We start from the raw sequence: 19,749 nt of genomic DNA on the forward strand, positions 1-19,749 counted from the left end.
CTGGTCCGTCCGCTGTGGGACGACTACAGTGCGCAGCGAAACCCGACAGGGAGGACGAGCAAATATGCGTATCGGTGTGCTCACCGGCGGCGGCGACTGCCCCGGACTGAACGCGGTGATCCGGGCGGTGGTCCGCAAGGGCGTAGCCACCTACGGACACGAGTTCGTCGGGTTCCGCGACGGCTGGAAGGGCCCCCTGGAGGGCCTGACGAAGCCGCTCGGTATCGCCGAGGTCCGGGGGATCCTGCCGCGCGGCGGCACCATCCTCGGCTCGTCCCGCACCAACCCGTTCAAGATCGACGGCGGGGTCGAGCGGATCAAGGCGAACCTCGCCGAGCAGGGCGTCGACGCGCTGGTCGCGATCGGCGGCGAGGACACCCTCGGCGTCGCCACCCAGCTCACCGATCTCGGCGTCAAGGTCGTCGGGGTGCCGAAGACGATCGACAACGATCTCAACGCCACCGACTACACGTTCGGCTTCGACACCGCGGTCAACATCGCGATGGAGGCCATCGACCGGCTGCACACCACCGCCGAGTCGCACCACCGCACCCTGGTCGTCGAGGTCATGGGCCGGCACGCCGGCTGGATCGCGCTGCACGCCGGGCTCGCCGGCGGCGCCAACGTCATCCTGCTGCCCGAGCGCAAATTCGACGTGGAGCAGGTCGCCACGTACGTCACCAAGCGCTTCCAGGTCGAGTACGCCCCGATCGTGGTCGTCGCCGAGGGCGCCGAGCCCCTGGAAGGCCAGATGGTCACCCAGAACAAGGAGCTCGACGCGTTCGGCCACGTCCGCCTCGGCGGCATCGGCCAGTGGCTCGCCGAGACCCTCGAGGAGAAGACCGGCAAGGAGGCCCGCACGGTCGTCCTCGGTCACATCCAGCGCGGCGGCACCCCGACCGCGTTCGACCGCGTCCTGGCGACCCGGTTCGGGCTGCAGGCCATCGACGCCGTCAACGAGGGCGACTTCGGCAAGATGATGGCTCTGCGCGGCACCGACATCGTCCGCGTGCCGCTCGCTGACGGGACCGCCGAGCTCAAGACCGTACCCCTCGAGCGTTATGAAGAGGCCGAGGTCTTCTTCGGCAGCTGAACCACCGCCGTATTGTCAGGACAGGCTCTGCTGCTACCCAAGCCGGACTATCAGTCGGCGGAGCAGGGCCTGTCCTGATTTCTTTGAGCCCGGGAGTTGTGCATGTCCGTCGTCGCCGTCATCGGCACCGGCAAGATCGGTGAACTGGTCGTCTCCGGACTGCTGCGCGCGGGCCGCCCGGCCGGCCAGATCCTCGTGACGGCCCGCCGCCCGGAACGCGGCGCCGAGCTGGCGGAGCGCTACGGCGTGCGGTCGGTCGACAACATCACCGCCGTCACCGAGGCGGACATCCTGGCGATCGCGGTCAAACCGCAGGACGCCGGCACGCTGCTCGACGAGATCCGCGCCAAGGTCCCGGCCGACAAGCTGATCGTCTCGCTCTGCGCGGGCCTGCCCACGAGCTTCTTCGCGGCCCGGCTGCCCGAGGGCGCCCCCGTCGTCCGCGTCATGACGAACACCCCGGCCCTGGTCGACGAGGCCATGACCGCCATCTCCGCCGGCCCGCACGCCACCGCCGAGCACCTGGCGATCGCGGAGGAGATGTTCAAGCCGCTCGGCTCGACGATCCGGGTCCCCGAGTCGCAACAGGACGCCGTCACGGCACTGTCCGGCTCGGGTCCCGCGTACTTCTACCTGCTCGTCGAGGCGATGATCGACGCCGGCATCCTGCTCGGCCTGCCCCGCCAGGTCGCCCACGAGCTGATCGTGCAGACGGCCATCGGCTCGGCGGTCATGCTCCGCGACTCCGGCGAACACCCGGTCAAACTCCGCGAAGCCGTCACCAGCCCGGCGGGCACGACCATCTCCGCGATCCGCGAGCTCGAGAACCACGGCGTCCGCGCCGCGCTGCTCGCCGCCCTCGAAGCCGCCCGCGACCGCGCCCGCGAGATCGCCGCCCAGAGCGCCTAACTAGTACCAGATCGCGATGGCGGCACCGTCGTTCTCTTCCGGGGGGCTGGGGTGGCTGTGGGCGGTGCCGGTGGCCATGCGGTGGGCGCTCCACGCCACCGCGGCGGCGTCGAGGATGTCGTCGGGTGGGGCCTGGCCGGCGGGGCCGAGGTGGTCGGGCAGGACGATGCCGTGCCGGGCGAGGAGTTCGCGGCGGCGGGCCTGGCCGGTCCAGGTCTTTTTCGCGTACGCGAGGGGCTCGCCGGACATCTCGCGGAACGACACCTCGGGGTGGGCCTCGAAGAGCAGCCCCGGGTGTCTTTCCCAGATGGCGTTGGCCTCGAGCAGTTTCGGGCGCAGCGCCCACGACTGGCGGCTGAGCCCGGCCCCGGTCATCTCGCGGCAGACGCGGTTGGCCGCGGCGAAGTCGGCCTCCTGCCAGACGGCGCGGGGTGGGACCCGGAAGACGCTGCTGCGCCGCGGGCCGAGCTGGTCGGCGGCGAGGGAGTCGGCGGCCCGCCAGCGGTCGGGGAGCATGCCGAGCGGGATGTCGACACCGATGACGGCGGCGCCGGAGCTGCCGGCGACGATCTCGTAGAGGGTGGAGGCGAGCATCGCCCGCCCGAACTGCCCGTCGCGCAGCTCGACGCCCACCCAGCCGAGGGCGTACGCGTCGACGCCGATCACATGGATGCTCATCGCCGTCGGCTCAGCGGGGCAGCAGCTTCTCGATGGCGGCGAGGATCTGTTCGTCCTGCGGCTCGGTCCGGGGGCTGAACCGTGCCTGCACGGCGCCGCCCGGGGCGACGATGAACTTCTCGAAGTTCCACTGGATGTCCTCGCCGTCGCCGATGAGTTCACGGTAGAGCGGGTGCCGGCCGGGACCGTTGACGTCGGCCTTCGCCGTGATGGGGAAGGTCACGCCATAGTTGACCTGGCAGAACTCCTCGATCTCGGCGGCCGTTCCCGGTTCCTGGCCGGCGAACTGGTTGCACGGGACACCGAGGACGACGAGGCCGCGGTCGGCGTACTTGCCGTAGAGCGCTTCCAGGCCTTCGTACTGGGGGGTGAGGCCACATTTGGAGGCCACATTGACCACCAGGACGACGTTTTCGCGGTAGCGCGCCAGGTCGGCGGAACCGCCGGTAAGGGTGTCGATGTCGACGTCGTAGATGGTCATGACGGCAGACTACGCGCTGTGCGTAGTTGAGTGCACGCCGTGGCGCCGACTCTGGACAAGTTACAACCCTGGGTAAACCGGCGTGACTTTCTTGACTCACCTTCATTGATGTGACTACGGTCTCCACAACTTCCCTTTGGAAAGTTTCCTAACTATCCCCCCTCTGTATTGGTCCTCTATCCCCGTTGAGGAGCCTGCGTGAAGAAATCCCTCCGCCGCGTCCTGTGGGCCGGGGCGATCGTCGCGGTCACCACCGCGTCGCTGCCCGTGGTCCAGGCGTCCGCCGCCGTCGCGTGTGCGTCCCCGTGGAGCGCCACGGCGGTCTACACCGGTGGCATGTCGTCGTCGCAGTCCGGTCACAACTACAACGCCAAGTGGTGGACCCAGAACGAGAGCCCGGCGACCCACAGCGGTCAATGGGACGTCTGGGCCGACCAGGGCGCCTGTGACGGTGGCGGCACGACCCCGCCGACCACCGCCCCGCCGACGACGACCCCGCCGACCACGACACCCCCCACCACCACGCCGCCGACCACGACCCCGCCGACCACCACTCCCCCCGGCACCGGTGGCAAGAACGTCGTCGGTTACTTCGCGGAGTGGGGCGTCTACGGCCGCAACTACCACGTCAAGAACCTCGTGACGAGCGGCTCGGCCAGCAAGCTCACCCACATCCTGTATGCGTTCGGCAACACGTCGAACGGCCAGTGCTCGATCGGTGACTCGTACGCCGACTACGACCGCGCGTACACCGCTGCCGAGAGCGTGGACGGCGTCGCCGACACCTGGGACACCGGCGCGCTGCGTGGCTCGTTCAACCAGCTGCGCAAGCTCAAGAAGCAGTACCCGAACCTCAAGGTGATCTGGTCGTTCGGCGGCTGGACCTGGTCCGGTGGCTTCACCCAGGCCGCCGCGAACCCGACGGCGTTCGCGAACTCCTGCTACAACCTGGTCAAGGACTCCCGCTGGTCGGACGTGTTCGACGGCATCGACGTCGACTGGGAGTACCCGAACGCCTGTGGCCTGTCCTGCGACGCGAGCGGGCCGGCCTCGTACAACAACGTCATCACCGCGCTGCGCAACAAGTTCGGCTCGAGCTTCCTGGTCACCTCGGCGATCTCCGCTGACGGCTCCAACGGTGGCAAGCTGGACGTCGCCGACTACGCGTCCGGCATCTCGAAGCTGAACCTGGTCTTCCCGATGACGTACGACTACTACGGCGCCTTCGCCGCGCAGGGCCCGACGGCTCCGCACTCGCCGCTCACCTCGTACGACGGCATCCCGACCCAGGGGTTCTGGTCCGACGCGGCGATCCAGAAGCTGAAGAGCAAGGGCGTACCGGCCAGCAAGATGCTGCTCGGCATCGGCTTCTACGGCCGCGGCTGGACCGGCGTCACGCAGACCGCACCGGGTGGCAGCGCGACCGGCGCGGCGCCCGGCACGTACGAGGCGGGCATCGAGGACTACAAGGTCCTCAAGACCAGCTGCCCGGCCACCGGCACCGTCGGCGGCACCGCGTACGCCAAGTGCGGCAACAACTGGTGGGGCTACGACACCCCCGCCACGATCGGCACGAAGATGACGTACGCCAAGAACCAGGGTCTCGGCGGCGCCTTCTTCTGGGAGTTCTCCGGCGACACCAGCAACGGCGAACTGATCACGGCCATCAAGAACGGCCTCAACTGATCTTTTCCCGTTGATCTTTTCCCACTGATCGGGGCGCCGGGTATCCTCCCGGCGCCCCTTTCGTGACTCTGGATAGGCTTCCTGTCATGCAGCGTGAGTGGCATCAGCTCAGTCATCCCGGTCTCGGCGCAACGGCACTGCAGACCTCCCGCCCGTCCACCGACTCCGCCGAGGACGCGGCGCTCGGCCTGGACCGCTGGCGCGAGCTGCCGCGGCTGCAGATGCCGCCGTGGGAGGACATGGGCGAGGTCGCCGAGGTCTGCAAGGTGCTCGACGTCGTGCCGTCGATCGTGGCGCCCTACGAGGTCGACCAGCTGCGGCACCGGCTCGCCGAGGTGTGCGAGGGCCGGGCGTTCCTGCTGCAGGGCGGCGACTGCGCCGAGACGTTCGCCGACAACACCGAGAGCCACCTGCTCGCCAACGCGCGGACGCTGCTGCAGATGGCGGTCGTGCTCACGTACGGCGCGTCGATGCCGGTGGTCAAGGTCGCCCGGGTCGCCGGTCAGTACACGAAGCCACGGTCGTCGGCGAAGGACTCGCTGGGGCTCCCCGCGTACCGTGGGGATCTGATCAACTCTCTCGAGCCCAACGAGGCCGCGCGGGTGGCGGACCCGCAGCGCATGATCCGGGCTTACGCGAACAGTGCGGCCGCGATGAACATGCTCCGCGCGTACCTGGCGGGTGGCCTTGCCGATCTTTCCGGCCTGCACACCTGGAACAAGGACTTCGTGCGCACCTCACCCGCCGGCGAGCGTTACGAGGCCATCGCCCGCGAGATCGACCGGGCCCTCGACTTCATCCGCGCGTGCGGGATGACCGACGACGAGGCGCTGCGTACGGTCAGCCTGTACTGCTCGCACGAGGCGCTGGCGCTGGAGTACGACCGCTCGCTGACCCGGGTCTCCGACGGCAAGGCGTACGGGCTCTCCGGCCACTTCCTCTGGATCGGCGAACGGACCCGCCAGCTCGACCACGCGCACATCGACTTCATCAGCCGCATCGCCAACCCGATCGGCGTCAAGCTCGGCCCCGGCACCTCCCCGGAGACCGCGATCGAACTGTGCGAGAAGCTCAACCCGGACAACATCCCCGGCCGGCTCACCCTGATCAGCCGCATGGGCAATGGGAAGGTACGCGACGCGCTGCCGGCCATCGTCGAGAAGGTCACCGCCGCCGGCGCCAAGGTCGTGTGGCAGTGCGACCCCATGCACGGCAACACCCACGAGTCGTCCAACGGCTACAAGACCCGCCACTTCGACCGCATCGTCGACGAGGTGCTCGGCTACTTCGAGGTGCACCGCGGGCTCGGCACCCACCCGGGCGGCATCCACATCGAGCTCACCGGCGAGGACGTCACCGAGTGCCTCGGCGGCGCGCAGAACATCGAGGACCTCGACCTGCCGGGCCGCTACGAGACCGCCTGCGACCCGCGCCTCAACACCCAGCAGAGCCTCGAGCTCGCCTTCCTCGTAGCGGAGATGCTCCGTGGCTGACCTGCGTTCCGACACCGTCACCAAGCCCACCCCCGGGATGCGCGAGGCGATGGCCTCCGCCGAGGTGGGCGACGACGTCTTCGGCGACGACCCGACGGTCAACGCCCTCGAAGCCCATGTCGCCGAGCTGTTCGGGCACGAGGCCGCGCTGTTCTGCCCCTCCGGCACGATGGCCAACCAGATCGCCCTGCAGCTCGTGGTCCCGCCCGGCGGCGAACTCCTGGCCGGTTCGGACGCACACGTCGTCACGTACGAGCTGGGCGCAGCCGCCGCGCTCGGCGGCATCTCCACCCGCACCTGGCCGTCCTGGGGCGCCGCCCTGGACACCGACGCGATCCTCGCCATGATCCGCCCGCCGGGCTATCCGTCGGTCCCCACCAGGGCGATCGCCGTCGAACAGACCCACAACCTGGGCGGCGGCGGCGTGATCCCCCTCGCAGCCCTGCACCGCCTGCGCGAGGCGACGTTCGCGGACGTCGCCCTGCACTGCGACGGCGCCCGCATCTGGCACGCCCACGTCGCCGACGGCGTGCCACTGTTCACCTACGGGCAGCTCTTCGACACCCTCTCGGTCTGCCTCTCCAAGGGCCTCGGCGCCCCGGTCGGCTCCCTGGTCGTGGGCTCCCGCGACCGCATCGCCCAGGCCCGCACCATCCGCAAACGCCTCGGCGGCGGCATGCGCCAGGCCGGCATCCTCGCCGCAGCCGGCCGCTACGCCCTCGACCACCACGTCAAACGCCTCTCCCAGGACCACACCCGAGCCCGCCGCCTGGCCGAAGCCCTGGAACCCTTCGGCGTCGTCGAAGTCGGCGCCGTCCGGACGAACCTCGTGCCGCTCGACCTGACCAAATCCCGCCTCGACGCCCCCTCGCTCGCCGCAGCGGCCAAGGAACACGGCGTCCTGATCTCAGCGATGCTGCCCCGCACCGCCCGCCTGGTCACCCACCTCGACCTCACCGACGACGACATCGACCACACCATCACCGTCCTGCGCAGCCTGCTCACCTAACCGCGCGGCTTGGGAATCCTGTCGAGCGCATTCATCCTGTATTCCTTCCTGCCCAAATCCACAAACTTTCCAGGCGGCATTACGCGGCTGTGGCCGCCCAGCCCGCCATTTTCGTAGGCGGCCAGGAATCCGCGGTCACGGGTGACGCAATAAACTTTCGCCAACGGGTCGTCGCCGGCTAGAACTCGGCAAGCCCCGTAGACCATTCCATCCTCATGGTCGAGCGGTGGGTTTCCATCGGGACGGTATCCTTCAACGATTCCGCCACCAGACTCGATGACCAGTTCATGAATGAGGTCGTCGACGATTCCCTGCGCCGCCTGTCTGCTCCAGCCAAGGCCGGAATAGTCACCAGGTCGTTCAGGGATCGCGGCTCGTTCCGCCATGTTCCGAACGGTCTCGTCGATGTGGCGGGAGGTCCAGACCTCAAGTACCCCAGCGCCGAACTCGCCAAAACGCGCGTAGTTCATGGCCTGCAGGGAGTCGAGGGCGCGATCGCGCGGATGAGGCGATTTTCCATGCGCCAGATCCGCTAGAACAGCTTGCACTTTACTCCAGGCAAAGGGCTCATCGAAAAGCCGTGCCGCATCGAGATAAATGTTGCAGTCGAACACAACTACATTCCGGGTGATCTCACCATCGATGTTCAACGGTCAGGCTCCGGCATCAGTCGGACGACGGTCCTCTTTTCTGTCGTCTGGTCGGTAAAATTCGCCGTTGAAATCGAGGTTGGCGCTGGGCCACCGGTCGTCACCCGGGTCATCAAATTCAGGGCCGAGTGATGCGAGGACGCTGTCGACATCCATGGGCTCCGGGGTGTAGTAAGCCCGGGCGTGGATGCCGACAATACTCAGGTACCCCGCTTCGTGGCCCTGGAGCCGGCGGTGGTTGCGGAAGAAGTCGGCCATTGAGTCTTCGCTGATCAGGGTGGTGCTCGGGGCGAATTCGGGGAGGTTGCCGCGGGCTTCTCGCCAGGGCATCTCGACCCTGGTCAGGGCGGCGAGTTCGTCGTCGCCGAGGGAGCCGTAGGTGCGGACGACCAGCTCGATGAGGCTGATGATTTCGTCGTCGAGGTCGACCTGGGCTGCTTCGCGGCGGATTGCTCGACGGGCTATGCGGGGCTGGCGGGCGTGGAGGACCTCGGGGAGGACGGGGCCCTCCGGCCAGGCTTCGAAGCGGCCCTCGAAGAGGGGCTTGCCCTTGATGGCCAGGTGCCAGGCCTGCACGTAGTACAGAAACTTCTGCAGGCTCATCGCGTCGAGCCAGGGGCGGCCCAGGCGCGAGCTGATCACCGCGGCCACGTCGTTGGCCTCGGGCATGTGATCACCTCTTACGGCTGGACGGACAAGCTCCACAAGCATCGCATGCTCCCCAGTTAGACAGGGGCCGCCGAGGATCGGCGGCACCGTACTCACTGGACAAGATGTTAGTAGTCATCTTGCGCACTGACTATCCCTGCGGGGTGCCAACTTTGCGGGCGACCAGTTGTTGTCGTTTTTGCAATACGATCGTATTGTCAAGCGATGGGATTGCTCCGGACCGAGGGCCTCATGTGGCGCAGCCTTTACCGCTGGCTGCGGCGCAGGCCGCTCGTGCTTGCAGACGGGGAGACGGCGTTCGGCTATCTGGGGGTGGTGAAGCCGATTCTCGGGGTGTTCATCGGGCTGTCGGTGGTCGAGACGCCGATCTTCGACCTGATCGTGCGCAAGGTGGTGCCGTGGGAGCCGGCTCGGTGGATCATGCTGGTGCTGAGTGTGTGGGGGGTGCTGTGGATGATCGGGTTCGCGGCGGGGCTCAGTCAGAATCCGCATGTGGTCGGTCGCGGGGGCATTCGCGTACGCATGGGATCGGGTCTCGACTTCATCGTGCCGTGGGAGAACGTCGAAAGCGTGAGCAAGCGCTACCGTTCCATGCCGAGCTCCAAGTCGGTGCAGATCGAGGAGGAGGCCGGGCGGCGGGTGCTGCACGTCGTGGTCGGCAGCCAGACCAGCATCGACATCCGGCTCTGCGCGCCGATGTCCTTCGAGGTGCCCAAGGGGCGCACGGAACCGGTCGACGAGGTACGCGTCTATGCCGACGACGCCGATGGAATGCGTAAGGAGGCCAGGGCGTATGCCTAAGCGGGTCGACGTCCGGGAACGGCGCACGCTCATCGCCGATGCGCTCATGCGGGTCGCCGCCGCGCAGGGGCTCGAGGCCGTCAGTGTCCGGCATGTCGCCGCCGCGGCCGGGGTTTCGGTGGGGATGGTGCAGCACTACTTCCGTACCAGGGACGAGATGATGGTGTTCGCGCTGGATGTGGTGCGCGACCGCAATCAGGCCCGGGTCACGGCCGCGCTGTCCGCGCTGGGTCCCGACCCGCAGCCGCGTGCGATGCTGCGGACGCTGCTCGTCACGGTCCTGCCCCTCGACGAGCAGTCCCGCGCCGACGGGCTGGTGGCGCTGGCGTTCCTCGCGTACACAGCGGTGCGGCCTGCTGGTGTGAAGAGCGACGACACCGCGCAGATGCTCGGTTTCATCGCGAGCCTGCTGCCGGACCCGGACGCTGCCGTCGGCGTGCTGGCCCTCATGGAAGGCCTCGGCATGTACGTTCTGGGTGGCCAGTACACCGCCGAACAGGCGCTGAAGGCCCTCGACGCCCAGCTCGACCTGCTTTTCTAAACGCTTCACGGGGAGTTCCACATGGGCCAGCGCGCCACCGGTACGTTCACCACCACGTTCGAGCCGCTCGACTCCGGCGATCCGGCGCTCGGCCGGATGATCGTCGAGAAGACCATCGAGGGCGGCCTGACGGGCTCGGGCCGTGCTCAGATGCTCTCGGTCGGCACCGCGGTCGACGGATCCGCGGGCTACGTGGCCATTGACCGGATCACCGGGACGCTGCACGGGCGGCGGGGCACGTTCGTCCTGCAGCATTTCGGGCTGATGGACCGTGGCGCCGGCACGCTCACCGTCCAGGTGGTGCCGGATTCGGGGACCGACGAGCTGCTCGGACTCAGCGGCACGTTCCAGATCGACAACACCGGCGGCGATCACACGTACGTCTTCGACTACGACCTCGCCGGAGTGTCCTGACCGTCCCAGACCGGCCGCTGCGGGTCGTCGTTGTGGATGATGATGTCGGCGTGGCCGGCCGGGTGGACCCTTGCCCGGTAGAGCTCCTGTGAAGGCCCGTAGCGCCGGCGGAACCGCTGCTCGACCTCGTCGACGGAGCCGTACGCCGCGAGGTCCCGGGTCCGGGCGCGCGAGAGGGTCTCCTCGAAGTCCGCTGACACGAGCACGCGCAGGTCCCATCGGTCGACCAGTTCGGGGCGCATCAGGAAGACGCCGTCGAAGAGCAGCACGGCGTCGGCGGAGGCGGCGATGACCGGCGGGGTCAGCTCGGCGTCCGTGAGGCGGTCCCGGACAGCCGTGCGGACCTTGCGATCGCCGCCCGGGCCCAGGGGATCGAGCAGCACCCCGAAGAGCGCGTCGAAGTCGAAACCGTCGTGATAGTTGGCTTCGGCCGAGAACTTGCCGTTCCGGTAGCGCTCGGATCGCGGACGCAGGAAGTCGTCGATGCAGGCGCGGATGACCTCGCGGCCCCGCGCGCGCAGGATGACGGCGAGCTCGTCGGCCAGCGTGGTCTTGCCCACGGCGGGAGCTCCGTCGATGGCGACCCGCACCGGGTGCGGGGCCGTGACGCCCTCGACAGCCCTGGTCAGGTGGTCGAGGAGCTTGCTGCGGGTGCCGTTCATGGGCCGGAGTTTACGGTGCTTGACCTCAGGTGCGGTTGAGGTTCCAGCATGGACGGATGAGCGACATCAAGCAGGCCCTCGTGATCGGCGCGACCGGGAACATCGGTGCGCATGTGGTGGCGATGCTGGCGGAGCGCGGTGTCTCGGTGCGGGCTCTGGCCCGTGATCCGGCCGGCCTTCCGGAGGGTGTCACGGCTGTCCGCGCCGACGTGCGGGATCTCGACTCTCTGCGGGTGGCGGTCGAGGGCACGGACGCGGTCTTTCTGCTCTGGCCGTTCATGAGCGCTGACGGGATCGACGAGGTCGCTGCGATTCTCGGGTCGGAACCGGCCCGGCGGGTGGTCTACGTGTCCGCGATGAGTGTGCGTGACGACCTGCCGGTGGTGCAGAACGGCGTGTGGGGGCAGGTCGAGGACGCCGTCCGGCGGGGCGGAGCATCGTGGACGTTCCTGCGGGCGAGCGGGTTCGCCACCAACACGCTCGCCTGGGCGCGGGCGATCAGCGTGGGTCAGCCGGTCCGGATCCCGTATCCGGAGGCGGCGCGGTCACTGATCCACGAACGGGACATCGCCGCGGTCGCGGTGCGAGTGCTGACAGAGCCGGGTCATGAGGGTACGGCGTACGCGCTGACCGGCCCGGCGGCTATCACCCAGCGCGAGCAGGCCCACCTCATCGGAGCGGCCGCGGGGGCGCCGGTCCCGGTGGAGGAGGCGTCCCGTGACGAGGCCCGCGCGGAAATGCTGCAGTGGGCCGATCCCGCGTTCGCCGACGGCGCCCTCGACTACTGGGCCTCCCTCGTCGACACCCCCGAACCCGTGACGCAGACCGTCGCCGAGCTGACGGGCGAGCCCGCGCTGTCGTTCGCGCAGTGGGCACAGGACCATGCCGCCGACTTCCGCCCGTCGTCCACCGCGGTGGTCGCCGAGCGGTTCGTGCGCGCGTTCCGGGCCGGGCGGATGGACCTTGCCTATCAGCTGGCCGCGCCGGGCCTGGTGCGGGTCGCGCCGGTCGAGGGCACCGAACTGCACGGGCTCGCCGAGATCCTGGCGAACGGCGAGCGGCTGACCCGTGACCTGCAGATCCATGGTGTCGCGGTGCAGGGCCCGCTGATCGGCGACGAGGGCCGGTTCGCGGTCCGTTTCGTCGTCGACCAGACCCACGTCCCGACCGGACGCCGGGCCACCACCGCGAAGATCAGCCTCTACACGGTGACCGGGGGCGAGATCATCCGTGAAGAGGTGCACTACTTCGATTTGCCGCTGTGAGCTGCGGCGTCAGCCTTTGACTCTGAGCTCTTTCAAGAGTGCGATGTCGGCTGCGTGGCCTTCGTGTTCCTTGCTGGGCGTCTCGACGATGACCGGGATGCCGGCGGTGGCGGGGTGAGCCATGAGCTCGGCGAAGGGTGCGGCGCCGATGGTGCCTGCGCCGATTGTCTCGTGGCGGTCGCGGGTGGAGCCGCAGGCGTCCTTGGAGTCGTTGGCGTGCATCAGCTGGAGGCGGTCCGGGCCGATCGTGGCGATCAGGGAATCCAGGGTGGCCGTCATGCCGCCGGGGGTGGCGAGGTCGTGGCCGGCGGCCCAGGCGTGGCAGGTGTCGAAGCAGACGCCCATCCAGGGGTGATTTTCGACGGCCTGGAGGTAGGGGCCCAGGTCCTCGACCTTGGAGGCCAGGCTGCGGCCGCCGCCCGCGCTCGGCTCGACCAGGAGTTTCGGGAGGTCCTCGGCGGCCGCCAGGTCGAGGAGGGGGAGCAGTGCCTCGTGGAGCTGGTGGAAGGCCTTGTCGTCGTGGGCCGGGTCGACCGAGCTGCCCGCGTGGTAGACCACCGCGGTGGCGCCGATGGCCTTGCCACGGCGCAGGGCGTGGGTGAGCGTGTCGACGGAGCGTTCGACGGTCAGCTCGGTCGGAGAACCCAGATTCACCAGCAGTGAGGCATGGATGTACGCCGGGAGCCCGCGTTCCCCGCACCCGTCGCGGAACAGCGTGTCCTGCTTGGGGTCACCGGCAGGGAGCGCCCAGCCACGGGAGTTGGAGACGTAGACCTGCACAGCCTCCGAGCCGGCCGCGTCGGCGTAGGGGAGCGCCGCCTTGGCCAGCCCGCCGGAGGTCTTGGTGTGGGATCCGACGGGGCGGGTCACAGACAATTCAGCGTTACCTCGGTCTGGGCCGGGACCTGGGTGCCGCCGCCGGGGCTCTGCTGGCGGACCAGGCCGTTCGGGTTGAACTGGATCTTGGCTCGCAGGTTCATGCCCTGCAGTGTCTGCTGGGCCTGCTGGCACGGCTGGTTGCTGAGGTCCGGGACGCTGATCAGCGGCGGGCCCTGGCTGACCTCGAGCTTGATCTCGGCGTCCTTCTCCACGCCGACACCGGCCTTGGGGGTCTGGCCCAGGATCGTGCCGGCCGGCTGGTCGCTCTCCTTGAGCTGCTCGACGACCTGCAGGCCGAGGCCCTGGAGCTGACCGCGGGCGTCGTTGATGTTCTGACCGACGACGTTCGGGACGCTGATCGGGGCCTCGCCCTTGCTCAGGACGACGGTGACGGTCTCGCCGGGTTTGAGCGACTCGTCGGCCTTGGGGTCGCTGGAGATGACCACGCCCTCGGCGACGTCGTCGCTGTACTGGGCGGTGCCCTCCTTGTAGACGAGGTGGTTCTGCTCGAGCAGGCCCTTCGCCGCGGCCTTCTCCTGGTTGACCAGGTCGGGCACCGTGACGCGCTCGGGGCCGAGCGACAGGGTCAGCGTCAGCGTGCCGTCCTTGGCGACCTTCTTGCCGGCGGGCGGGTCCTGGGAGATGACCACGCCCTTGGGGACGCTCTCGTCGTAGCGGCCCGCGTCGAAGCGCACCTCGAAGCCGCGGGTCCTGCCCTCCTGCTCCGCGATCTGCTGGGTGGAATTCACCAGCTGGGGCGCGTTGGTGTAGCGGCCCAGCGTCAGGTAGTAGGTCGTGCCCGCGACGAGCAGCACGACCAGGGCCACCGCGGCCAGGATGATCAGCCGGCGGCGGTCGTTCGGGTGGTGGGCGTGGTCGTCGTCCTGGGCGCCGCGTCGGCGCTGACCGCCACCGCCACCGCCGTAGGTGCGCGGGCCCTGCTCGGGCAGGCGCGCCCAGCCGGGGCGGTTGGGGCCCGCGCCTGCGGGGCCGCCGCTCTGGGGGAACGTGGACGTGATCGCCGGGACGATCGTGGTCGCGTCGGCGGCCGGTGGGCGGGCGGGGACCTGGCGCAGCAGCGCGGTCTCGACGTTCGCCGCGCCCAAATCGTCGCGGACCACCTGAACCTCGGCCAGCAGTGCGCCGGCGTCGGTGGGGCGGGCGCCGGGGTCGCGGCGGGTGGCTCGGGCGACCAGGTCGTCGAGCGCCTTCGGCAGGCCCTTGACGATGCTGGACGGTGGGGGCACGTCGTTGTCCACGTGCCGCCAGGCGATCTCGACCGGCTCGCCGCCGTCGTAGGGGACCCGGCCGGTGAGCATCTCGAACAGCACGATGCCGGCGGAGTAGACGTCGGAGCGGGCGTCCGAGCGCCCGTCGGTGACCAGCTCCGGCGCCACGTAGGCGACGGTGGCCATGAGCTGGCCGGAGTCGTCGGAGGAGCTGGCCTCGACGGCGCGGGCCAGGCCGAAGTCGGCCACCTTGACCACGCTGTCGACCAGGTTGGCGATGCCGCCGCTGGGCGCCTCGGCCACCAGGACGTTCTCGGGCTTGACGTCGCGGTGCACCAGGCCGGCGCGGTGCGCGGCGGCGATCGCGGCGAGCATCTGCTCCAGGATGGCCAGTGCCTCGACCGGGTTGACCCGGCGGCGCTGGGTGAGCAGATCGCGCAGGGTGCGGCCCTGGACGTACTCCATGATCAGGTAGGGCAGGCCCTGGTGGCGGCCCTGGTCGTAGACGGCGACCACGTTGGGGTGGGTCAGCCGGGCGATCGTCTTGGCCTCGTCGGTGAAGCGATCGACGAAGTGCACGTTCGTCGCCTGCGACGGGTGAATGATCTTCAATGCGACAGTGCGCTCGAGCCGGTCGTCCACGGCGGTGTATACGGTCGCCATGCCACCACGGGCCACGCGACCGGTGATCCGGTAGCGCCCGTCAATCGTCGTGCCGATCAACGTGTCGGCGACAGTCGTGTCCATCGGCGTGAAGTGTATGTGGCCTTTCCAGTGCGGTGGACCAGGATGTGACACCTGAGACCGAACGGGTACAGCACAACGTGCTCACCTGCGCATTTGGAAGAAATCGGCCCGCGGTGCCGGAGCGTCGCGGACCGTCTTCGTGCGATACGTCGGATCAGCGGGGCAAAAACGGATTTGTCGTATCTGTTGACTCGGTGGGTGTCGGTGCGGGCATCGTCGGCGCGGGAATGGGCGGCGTGGTGATCCCCGGGGTCGGCTCGGCGCTCGTTTCGGGCTCCCCGGACGGGCTCGGCGCGGGCGTGGCCGGCTCCTCCCAGTCGCCCTCGGTGGGGCTCTCGCTGGGGGTGGGCGCCGTCGGTGTCGGTACCGGCGGGGTCCGCAGCGGGGGCTGGGTCTCGCTCTGGCAGTCGCACGGCGCTGGGGCCGGCTCCGATGTGGGCTGCGCCGTGACCGTCGGCGGTGGTGTGGTCACCGTCGGCAGCACCAGGATCTGGGTCTGCACGGCGGCGGGCTGGGGGATGGGCACGCGGCCCAGTCCTTCCCGGGGATCACCCGGGGCCACCGCCAGCGGGTACGGCTCCGCGCCCGCCTCGTCGCCGGCCAGCGCGCCGGTCCCGTTGGCCACCGCCAGGTAGCTGCCCGCGGCACCGGCCACGGCCAGCGTGCCCAGCGCGGTGGCCGTGACGAAACGCCGCGGCTGCGGGGGACGGCGGTGCCGGCCGGGCATGCCGAGGTCGTACTGCAGTGAGCGCCACGCGCCGGCCACTTCGTTGCGGGTGGTCCGCCACAGGGTCATCGCGACATCTCTCCTTCTTCGTGAAGGCTCCGCGTTTTTGGGATGAGGAGCCGGGCATGGCACGCTGGTCAGGTGACCGAATCCGTAACTGCGGGCCAGACTTCCGCCGGCCCCACCGAGTGGGCCAACCTGCCTGATATCGCCGAGCAGCTCGGGGTGTCGATCAGCAAGGTGCACCAGATGATCCGCGACGGGCAGTTGCTCGCGGTTCGTCGCGACGGCGTCCGCCTGGTGCCCGCTGAGCTGGTCGCCAACGACATTGCGCTCAAGCACCTCCCCGGCATCCTCACGTTGCTGCGCGACGCCGGGTACAACGACGAAGAAGCGATCAAGTGGCTCTACGAGCCCGACGAGAGCCTGGGTGGCAACGCCGCGAAGGCACTCGGCGGCGACTGGGCGCGCGAGGTCAAACGGCGCGCGCAGGCGCTCGGGTTCTGATCCGCCGATGCGGCACCTCACGTATGTTGCGGTGCTCGCCGGCTGTCTGATCGGCGCCCTGTGGCTGGAGCCGTTCCTCAAGGTCGGCGTGCTGCGCCGGTGGCGGCGGCTGCTGCTCACGCTCGTGCCGGTGCTCGTGATCTTCGTGCTCTGGGACCTCGCGGCGATCGCGGCGGGGCACTGGACCTTCGACCCCGCGCAGACGACCGGGATCGTCTTCCCCGGCGGGCTGCCGCTGGACGAGGTGCTGTTCTTCCTCGTGGTGCCGATCTGCGCGGTGCTGGGGTTCGAGGCGGTCCGCAAGGTGCTGAAGAAATGAGTTACACGGCGGCGGCGCTGCTCGGCGTGCTCGGGGCGGTGCTGGTGGACCTGTTCGTCCTGCGTACCAGGCTGATCCTGCGGGTGGTGTTCTGGGCCACCTACCCGATCATCATCTTCTTCCAGCTGCTCAGCAACGGCATCCTCACCGGGCGCCGGATCGTGATCTACGACCCGGCCGCCATCCTCGGCCTGCGCATCGTCTACGCGCCGGTCGAGGACCTCTTCTTCGGGTTCGCGATGGTGCTGCTGACCCTCTCCGTCTGGGTGTGGCTCGGCCGGTTCAGACGGCTCGACGGGTAGCCGCGTCGGCCAGCTCCTCGAGCACCGTGCGGGCCTCGTCCGCGACGTCGCCCTTCTCCAGAGCCGTCAGCGCCGCCTCGTAGAGCGCCTTGATGTGCGCCTCTGTGCGGTCCAGCGCCCCGGTCTCCACGATGATGTCCCGCAGCCGCTGCACGGCCGTTTCGTCCAGCTCCGGGTCGCCGAGGCCCCGGTCCAGCTCGGTGCGATCGGTCGCGTTCGCCTTTTCGTACGCCGCCGCGATCAGATACGTACGCTTGCCCTCGCGCAGGTCGTCGCCGGCGGGTTTACCAGTCTGCCCCGGATCGCCGAAGACACCCAGCACGTCGTCGCGGAACTGGAACGCCTCGCCGAGCGGGAGCCCGTACCCCGAATAGACGCTTGTGACCTGCTCCGATGCCCCCGCGAGCGCCGCGCCGAGCAGCAACGGCCGCTCGATCGTGTATTTCGCCGCCTTGTAACGGGCAACCTTCGCGGCCCGCTCCAGCGATGTGTCCCGGGTCACCGGCGTCAGCACGTCGAGGTACTGCCCGACCGTCACCTCCGTGCGCATCTCGTCGAAAACCGTCCGCGCCCGGGCCAGCGCCTCCAGCCCCGCACCCGAGCCGTGCAGCATCTCGTCGGACCAGACCAGAGCCAGATCTCCGAGGAGTACGGCGGCATTGTCGCCGAAGTGATCACCGTCACCGTGCCAACCCGCGGTCTTGTGCCTGCCCGCGAACCGCCGGTGCACCGACGGCTCCCCGCGGCGGGTGTCGGACCGGTCCATCAGGTCGTCATGGATCAGCGCGGCCGCCTGCACCCACTCCAGCGCCGCCACCGCCGTCACGACCTGCTCCGAGTCGGCACCGCCCGCGCCCCGGAAGCCCCAGTAGGCGAACGCCGGGCGCAGCCGTTTACCACCGCGCAGCACGAACGCCTCGAGCGCGTCAGCCACGTCGGCGAGCGCGTCGTCGATGCTCAGCAGCCGGGCACGCTGCCCGGCGAGAAAGACGGAAAGGGCCTGATCGACGCGGGGCCGCAGGCCGGCCCGGTCCAGCGGGGAGGTCACGGGGCCCAACCTAGCGGGCGAGCCGGTACGATCGTCGTGTGGCTCTCGGACTTCCCTCTCGTCTCCCGGCAATCCCCGCGATCGGCTCGCTGATCAAGCGGGACCGGCCGACGTTCTCGTTCGAGTTCATGCCGCCCAAGAACCGCGAGGCCGAGCAGCTGCTCTGGAAGACGATCCGCGAGCTCGAGCCCCTGCGCCCCGACTTCGTCTCGATCACCTACGGCGCCGGCGGCAGCTCCCGTGACACCACCGTCTCGGTCACCGAACGGGTCGCCACGGAGACCACCCTGCTCCCCATGGCCCACCTCACCGCGGTCAACCACTCGGTCGCCGAGCTGCGCAACGTCATCGGCCGCCTCGCCGGAGCAGGCGTCCGCAACGTCCTCGCCGTCCGCGGCGACCCGCCCGGCGACCCCAACGGCGAGTGGGTCCAGCACCCCGACGGCGTCCTCTACGCCGCAGACCTCGTCCGCCTCCTGCGCGAGGCCGGCGACTTCAGCGTCGGCGTCGCCGCATTCCCCTACAAGCACCCCCGCTCCGCCGACATCGAGAGCGACACCCGCAACTTCATCCGCAAGTGCCGCGCCGGCGCCGACTTCGCCATCACCCAGATGTTCTTCCAAGCGGACGAATACCTGCGCCTGCGCGACCGCGTCGCCGCCGCCGGCTGCGACACCCCGATCGTCCCCGGCGTCATGCCCGTCCTGCGCATGGCAACGATCGCCCGCTCGGCCCAGCTCTCCGGCGCCCCGTTCCCCCCCGAGCTCCTCGCCCGCTTCGAGCGCGTCCAGGACGACGCCGCCGCAGTCCGCCAGCTCGGCATCGACCTGTGCAGCGAGATGTGCCAGCGCCTCCTCGACGAAGGCGTCCCCGGCATCCACTTCATCACCATGAACCGCTCCACGGCGACGCGCGAGGTCTGGCAGAACCTCGCCGCCACCCCCGCCATCGCCGCCTGACGGCTCACTTTGACCTGGGACGCTTACGTCACGGCCTGGTCGGCCCTGCACGGCGGCTTCGACCCGCGCGACGCCTCCCCGGTAGTCCGCGGCTGGATCCGCCTGGCCTGGCGCGCCGGCAGCCTCCTCGCCCGCCTCGGCATCGGCCCGTCCACAGTCACCACCGCCGGCCTGCTGCTCTGCCTCGGCGTCCCCTTCGTGCCGCTCTGGGCCGGAGCCCTCCTGGTCCTCCTGGCCGCCTTCGCCGACTCTTTCGACGGCGCGGTCGCCGTGGTGACCGGCCGCGTCTCCCGCTCCGGCTACGTCTACGACTCGGTAGCCGACCGCCTCGGCGAGCTGGCCTGGCTGGCCGCCTTCTGGGTCGCCGGAGCCCCCGGCTGGCTGGTCGTCGCCGCCCTCGCCGTGAGCTGGCTCCACGAATACCTACGAGCCCGCGCCGCCGCCACCGGCATGACCGAGATCGGCACCGTCACCGTGGGCGAACGCCCCACCCGCGTCTCCATAGCCATCAGCGGCCTCATCATCGCCGCCATCCTCTTCCCCTGGTCCTCCCTGGTCGTCACCGCCGCCGTCATCGTCTGGCTGGTACTCGGCCTGATCGGATTCGCGCAGCTCGTCCTCGCCGTCCGATCCGCCCTAACGGATTAGGCCGGCGCCGTCCTGGGCCGGCATCGTTCTGGC

The 19,749-nt window shown here is 69.5% G+C and carries 23 protein-coding genes; 14 read left to right on the forward strand and 9 right to left on the reverse strand.

The genetic code is table 11. The features are described from left to right. Window positions 1-64: 64 nt before the first annotated feature. Together Aco04nite_RS46255 and proC are read left to right on the forward strand one after the other, a co-directional pair. The gene (locus tag Aco04nite_RS46255; RefSeq protein ID WP_203834803.1) at window positions 65-1,093 is read left to right on the forward strand and encodes a 6-phosphofructokinase; all 1,029 of its coding nucleotides are present in this window, start codon (window positions 65-67) and stop codon (window positions 1,091-1,093) included. Window positions 1,094-1,195: 102 nt separating this feature from the next. Next, window positions 1,196-2,002 carry a pyrroline-5-carboxylate reductase gene (proC, locus tag Aco04nite_RS46260; protein ID WP_213003540.1) on the forward strand — a complete coding sequence of 269 codons (807 nt, stop codon included), beginning with the start codon at window positions 1,196-1,198 and terminating at the stop codon, window positions 2,000-2,002. Here proC and Aco04nite_RS46265 read toward each other — a convergent pair whose 3' ends face one another. Together Aco04nite_RS46265 and Aco04nite_RS46270 are read right to left on the reverse strand one after the other, a co-directional pair. Next, on the reverse strand, window positions 2,003-2,680 hold the full coding sequence (locus Aco04nite_RS46265; protein ID WP_213003541.1) for a DUF429 domain-containing protein: 678 nt from the start codon (window positions 2,678-2,680) through the stop codon (window positions 2,003-2,005). It lies immediately after the preceding gene. Between the two features lie 10 nt (window positions 2,681-2,690). After that, the gene (locus Aco04nite_RS46270) at window positions 2,691-3,161 is read right to left on the reverse strand and encodes a glutathione peroxidase (RefSeq protein ID WP_213003542.1); all 471 of its coding nucleotides are present in this window, start codon (window positions 3,159-3,161) and stop codon (window positions 2,691-2,693) included. 198 nt (window positions 3,162-3,359) lie between these two features. Here Aco04nite_RS46270 and Aco04nite_RS46275 point away from each other — a divergent pair, with 198 nt between their 5' ends. The 3 genes from Aco04nite_RS46275 to Aco04nite_RS46285 all read left to right on the forward strand — a co-directional run bounded on the left by Aco04nite_RS46275 (window position 3,360) and on the right by Aco04nite_RS46285 (window position 7,349). Then, entirely contained in the window at window positions 3,360-4,847 is a 1,488-nt protein-coding gene (locus tag Aco04nite_RS46275) for a glycosyl hydrolase family 18 protein (protein ID WP_213003543.1), read from the forward strand. Window positions 4,848-4,933: 86 nt separating this feature from the next. Further along, window positions 4,934-6,340, forward strand: a complete 1,407-nt coding sequence (locus tag Aco04nite_RS46280) for a class II 3-deoxy-7-phosphoheptulonate synthase (protein ID WP_213003544.1) — start codon at window positions 4,934-4,936, stop codon at window positions 6,338-6,340. After that, complete coding sequence (locus Aco04nite_RS46285; protein ID WP_213003545.1) at window positions 6,333-7,349, forward strand: threonine aldolase family protein; 1,017 nt, start codon at window positions 6,333-6,335, stop codon at window positions 7,347-7,349. The genes Aco04nite_RS46280 and Aco04nite_RS46285 overlap by 8 nt, the downstream gene beginning before the upstream one ends. Here Aco04nite_RS46285 and Aco04nite_RS46290 read toward each other — a convergent pair. Both Aco04nite_RS46290 and Aco04nite_RS46295 read right to left on the reverse strand, forming a co-directional pair. After that, the gene (locus Aco04nite_RS46290; protein ID WP_213003546.1) at window positions 7,346-7,999 is read right to left on the reverse strand and encodes a hypothetical protein; all 654 of its coding nucleotides are present in this window, start codon (window positions 7,997-7,999) and stop codon (window positions 7,346-7,348) included. The two genes, Aco04nite_RS46285 and Aco04nite_RS46290, sit on opposite strands and share 4 nt — an antisense overlap. Before the next feature lie 3 nt (window positions 8,000-8,002). Beyond that, window positions 8,003-8,668, reverse strand: a complete 666-nt coding sequence (locus tag Aco04nite_RS46295; RefSeq protein WP_213003547.1) for a Panacea domain-containing protein — start codon at window positions 8,666-8,668, stop codon at window positions 8,003-8,005. A gap of 204 nt (window positions 8,669-8,872) precedes the next feature. Here Aco04nite_RS46295 and Aco04nite_RS46300 point away from each other — a divergent pair, with 204 nt between their 5' ends. From Aco04nite_RS46300 to Aco04nite_RS46310, 3 genes are read left to right on the forward strand one after another with little or no spacing between them, the layout of a single operon-like run. Continuing rightward, window positions 8,873-9,469, forward strand: coding sequence for a hypothetical protein (locus Aco04nite_RS46300; RefSeq protein WP_213003548.1), 597 nt, complete (start codon window positions 8,873-8,875; stop codon window positions 9,467-9,469). Beyond that, window positions 9,462-10,010: a TetR/AcrR family transcriptional regulator gene (locus Aco04nite_RS46305; RefSeq protein WP_213003549.1), complete on the forward strand. Its 549-nt coding sequence runs from the start codon at window positions 9,462-9,464 to the stop codon at window positions 10,008-10,010. The genes Aco04nite_RS46300 and Aco04nite_RS46305 overlap by 8 nt, the downstream gene beginning before the upstream one ends. A gap of 21 nt (window positions 10,011-10,031) precedes the next feature. Then, window positions 10,032-10,424, forward strand: coding sequence for a DUF3224 domain-containing protein (locus Aco04nite_RS46310; RefSeq protein WP_213003550.1), 393 nt, complete (start codon window positions 10,032-10,034; stop codon window positions 10,422-10,424). Here Aco04nite_RS46310 and Aco04nite_RS46315 read toward each other — a convergent pair. Beyond that, window positions 10,400-11,086 carry a cytidylate kinase family protein gene (locus Aco04nite_RS46315; RefSeq protein WP_213003551.1) on the reverse strand — a complete coding sequence of 229 codons (687 nt, stop codon included), beginning with the start codon at window positions 11,084-11,086 and terminating at the stop codon, window positions 10,400-10,402. The genes Aco04nite_RS46310 and Aco04nite_RS46315 overlap by 25 nt on opposite strands. Window positions 11,087-11,142: 56 nt before the next feature. Here Aco04nite_RS46315 and Aco04nite_RS46320 point away from each other — a divergent pair, with 56 nt between their 5' ends. Next, the gene (locus Aco04nite_RS46320) at window positions 11,143-12,351 is read left to right on the forward strand and encodes an NAD(P)H-binding protein (RefSeq protein ID WP_213003552.1); all 1,209 of its coding nucleotides are present in this window, start codon (window positions 11,143-11,145) and stop codon (window positions 12,349-12,351) included. Window positions 12,352-12,360: 9 nt separating this feature from the next. On the opposite strand, the gene Aco04nite_RS46325 is transcribed toward Aco04nite_RS46320, so the two are convergent. The 3 genes from Aco04nite_RS46325 to Aco04nite_RS46335 all read right to left on the reverse strand — a co-directional run bounded on the left by Aco04nite_RS46325 (window position 12,361) and on the right by Aco04nite_RS46335 (window position 16,002). Then, window positions 12,361-13,227, reverse strand: a complete 867-nt coding sequence (locus Aco04nite_RS46325; RefSeq protein WP_213003553.1) for a deoxyribonuclease IV — start codon at window positions 13,225-13,227, stop codon at window positions 12,361-12,363. Beyond that, a complete protein-coding gene (gene pknB, locus Aco04nite_RS46330) occupies window positions 13,218-15,206 on the reverse strand; it encodes a Stk1 family PASTA domain-containing Ser/Thr kinase (RefSeq protein ID WP_213003554.1) in 1,989 nt (662 codons plus the stop codon). Before pknB ends, Aco04nite_RS46325 begins: the two co-directional genes overlap by 10 nt. Before the next feature lie 154 nt (window positions 15,207-15,360). Beyond that, a complete protein-coding gene (locus Aco04nite_RS46335; protein WP_213003555.1) occupies window positions 15,361-16,002 on the reverse strand; it encodes a hypothetical protein in 642 nt (213 codons plus the stop codon). A 72-nt stretch (window positions 16,003-16,074) separates the two neighbouring features. Between Aco04nite_RS46335 and Aco04nite_RS46340 the strand changes: the two genes are divergently transcribed. Genes Aco04nite_RS46340 through Aco04nite_RS46350 form a run of 3 tightly spaced genes read left to right on the forward strand, consistent with a single transcriptional unit; the run spans window position 16,075 to window position 17,061 of the window. Beyond that, window positions 16,075-16,440: an Rv2175c family DNA-binding protein gene (locus tag Aco04nite_RS46340; protein WP_203834786.1), complete on the forward strand. Its 366-nt coding sequence runs from the start codon at window positions 16,075-16,077 to the stop codon at window positions 16,438-16,440. 7 nt (window positions 16,441-16,447) lie between these two features. Next, a complete protein-coding gene (locus Aco04nite_RS46345) occupies window positions 16,448-16,759 on the forward strand; it encodes a lycopene cyclase domain-containing protein (protein ID WP_213003556.1) in 312 nt (103 codons plus the stop codon). Next, window positions 16,756-17,061 carry a lycopene cyclase domain-containing protein gene (locus Aco04nite_RS46350; RefSeq protein WP_203834784.1) on the forward strand — a complete coding sequence of 102 codons (306 nt, stop codon included), beginning with the start codon at window positions 16,756-16,758 and terminating at the stop codon, window positions 17,059-17,061. The genes Aco04nite_RS46345 and Aco04nite_RS46350 overlap by 4 nt, the downstream gene beginning before the upstream one ends. On the opposite strand, the gene Aco04nite_RS46355 is transcribed toward Aco04nite_RS46350, so the two are convergent. Then, window positions 17,042-18,097: a polyprenyl synthetase family protein gene (locus Aco04nite_RS46355; RefSeq protein WP_213003560.1), complete on the reverse strand. Its 1,056-nt coding sequence runs from the start codon at window positions 18,095-18,097 to the stop codon at window positions 17,042-17,044. The two genes, Aco04nite_RS46350 and Aco04nite_RS46355, sit on opposite strands and share 20 nt — an antisense overlap. Before the next feature lie 50 nt (window positions 18,098-18,147). On the opposite strand from Aco04nite_RS46355, the gene metF reads away from it, so the two are divergent. Beyond that, window positions 18,148-19,068 (forward strand): methylenetetrahydrofolate reductase [NAD(P)H], encoded by a 921-nt coding sequence (gene metF / locus Aco04nite_RS46360; protein WP_213003557.1) that lies wholly within the window; start codon window positions 18,148-18,150, stop codon window positions 19,066-19,068. 9 nt (window positions 19,069-19,077) lie between these two features. Beyond that, the gene (locus Aco04nite_RS46365; RefSeq protein WP_213003558.1) at window positions 19,078-19,716 is read left to right on the forward strand and encodes a CDP-alcohol phosphatidyltransferase family protein; all 639 of its coding nucleotides are present in this window, start codon (window positions 19,078-19,080) and stop codon (window positions 19,714-19,716) included. The last annotated feature ends 33 nt before the right edge of the window (window positions 19,717-19,749 follow it).

The sequence above is a fragment of the Winogradskya consettensis genome, from assembly GCF_018332715.1.
GTDB classification, from domain to species: Bacteria; Actinomycetota; Actinomycetes; order Mycobacteriales; family Micromonosporaceae; genus Actinoplanes; species Actinoplanes consettensis.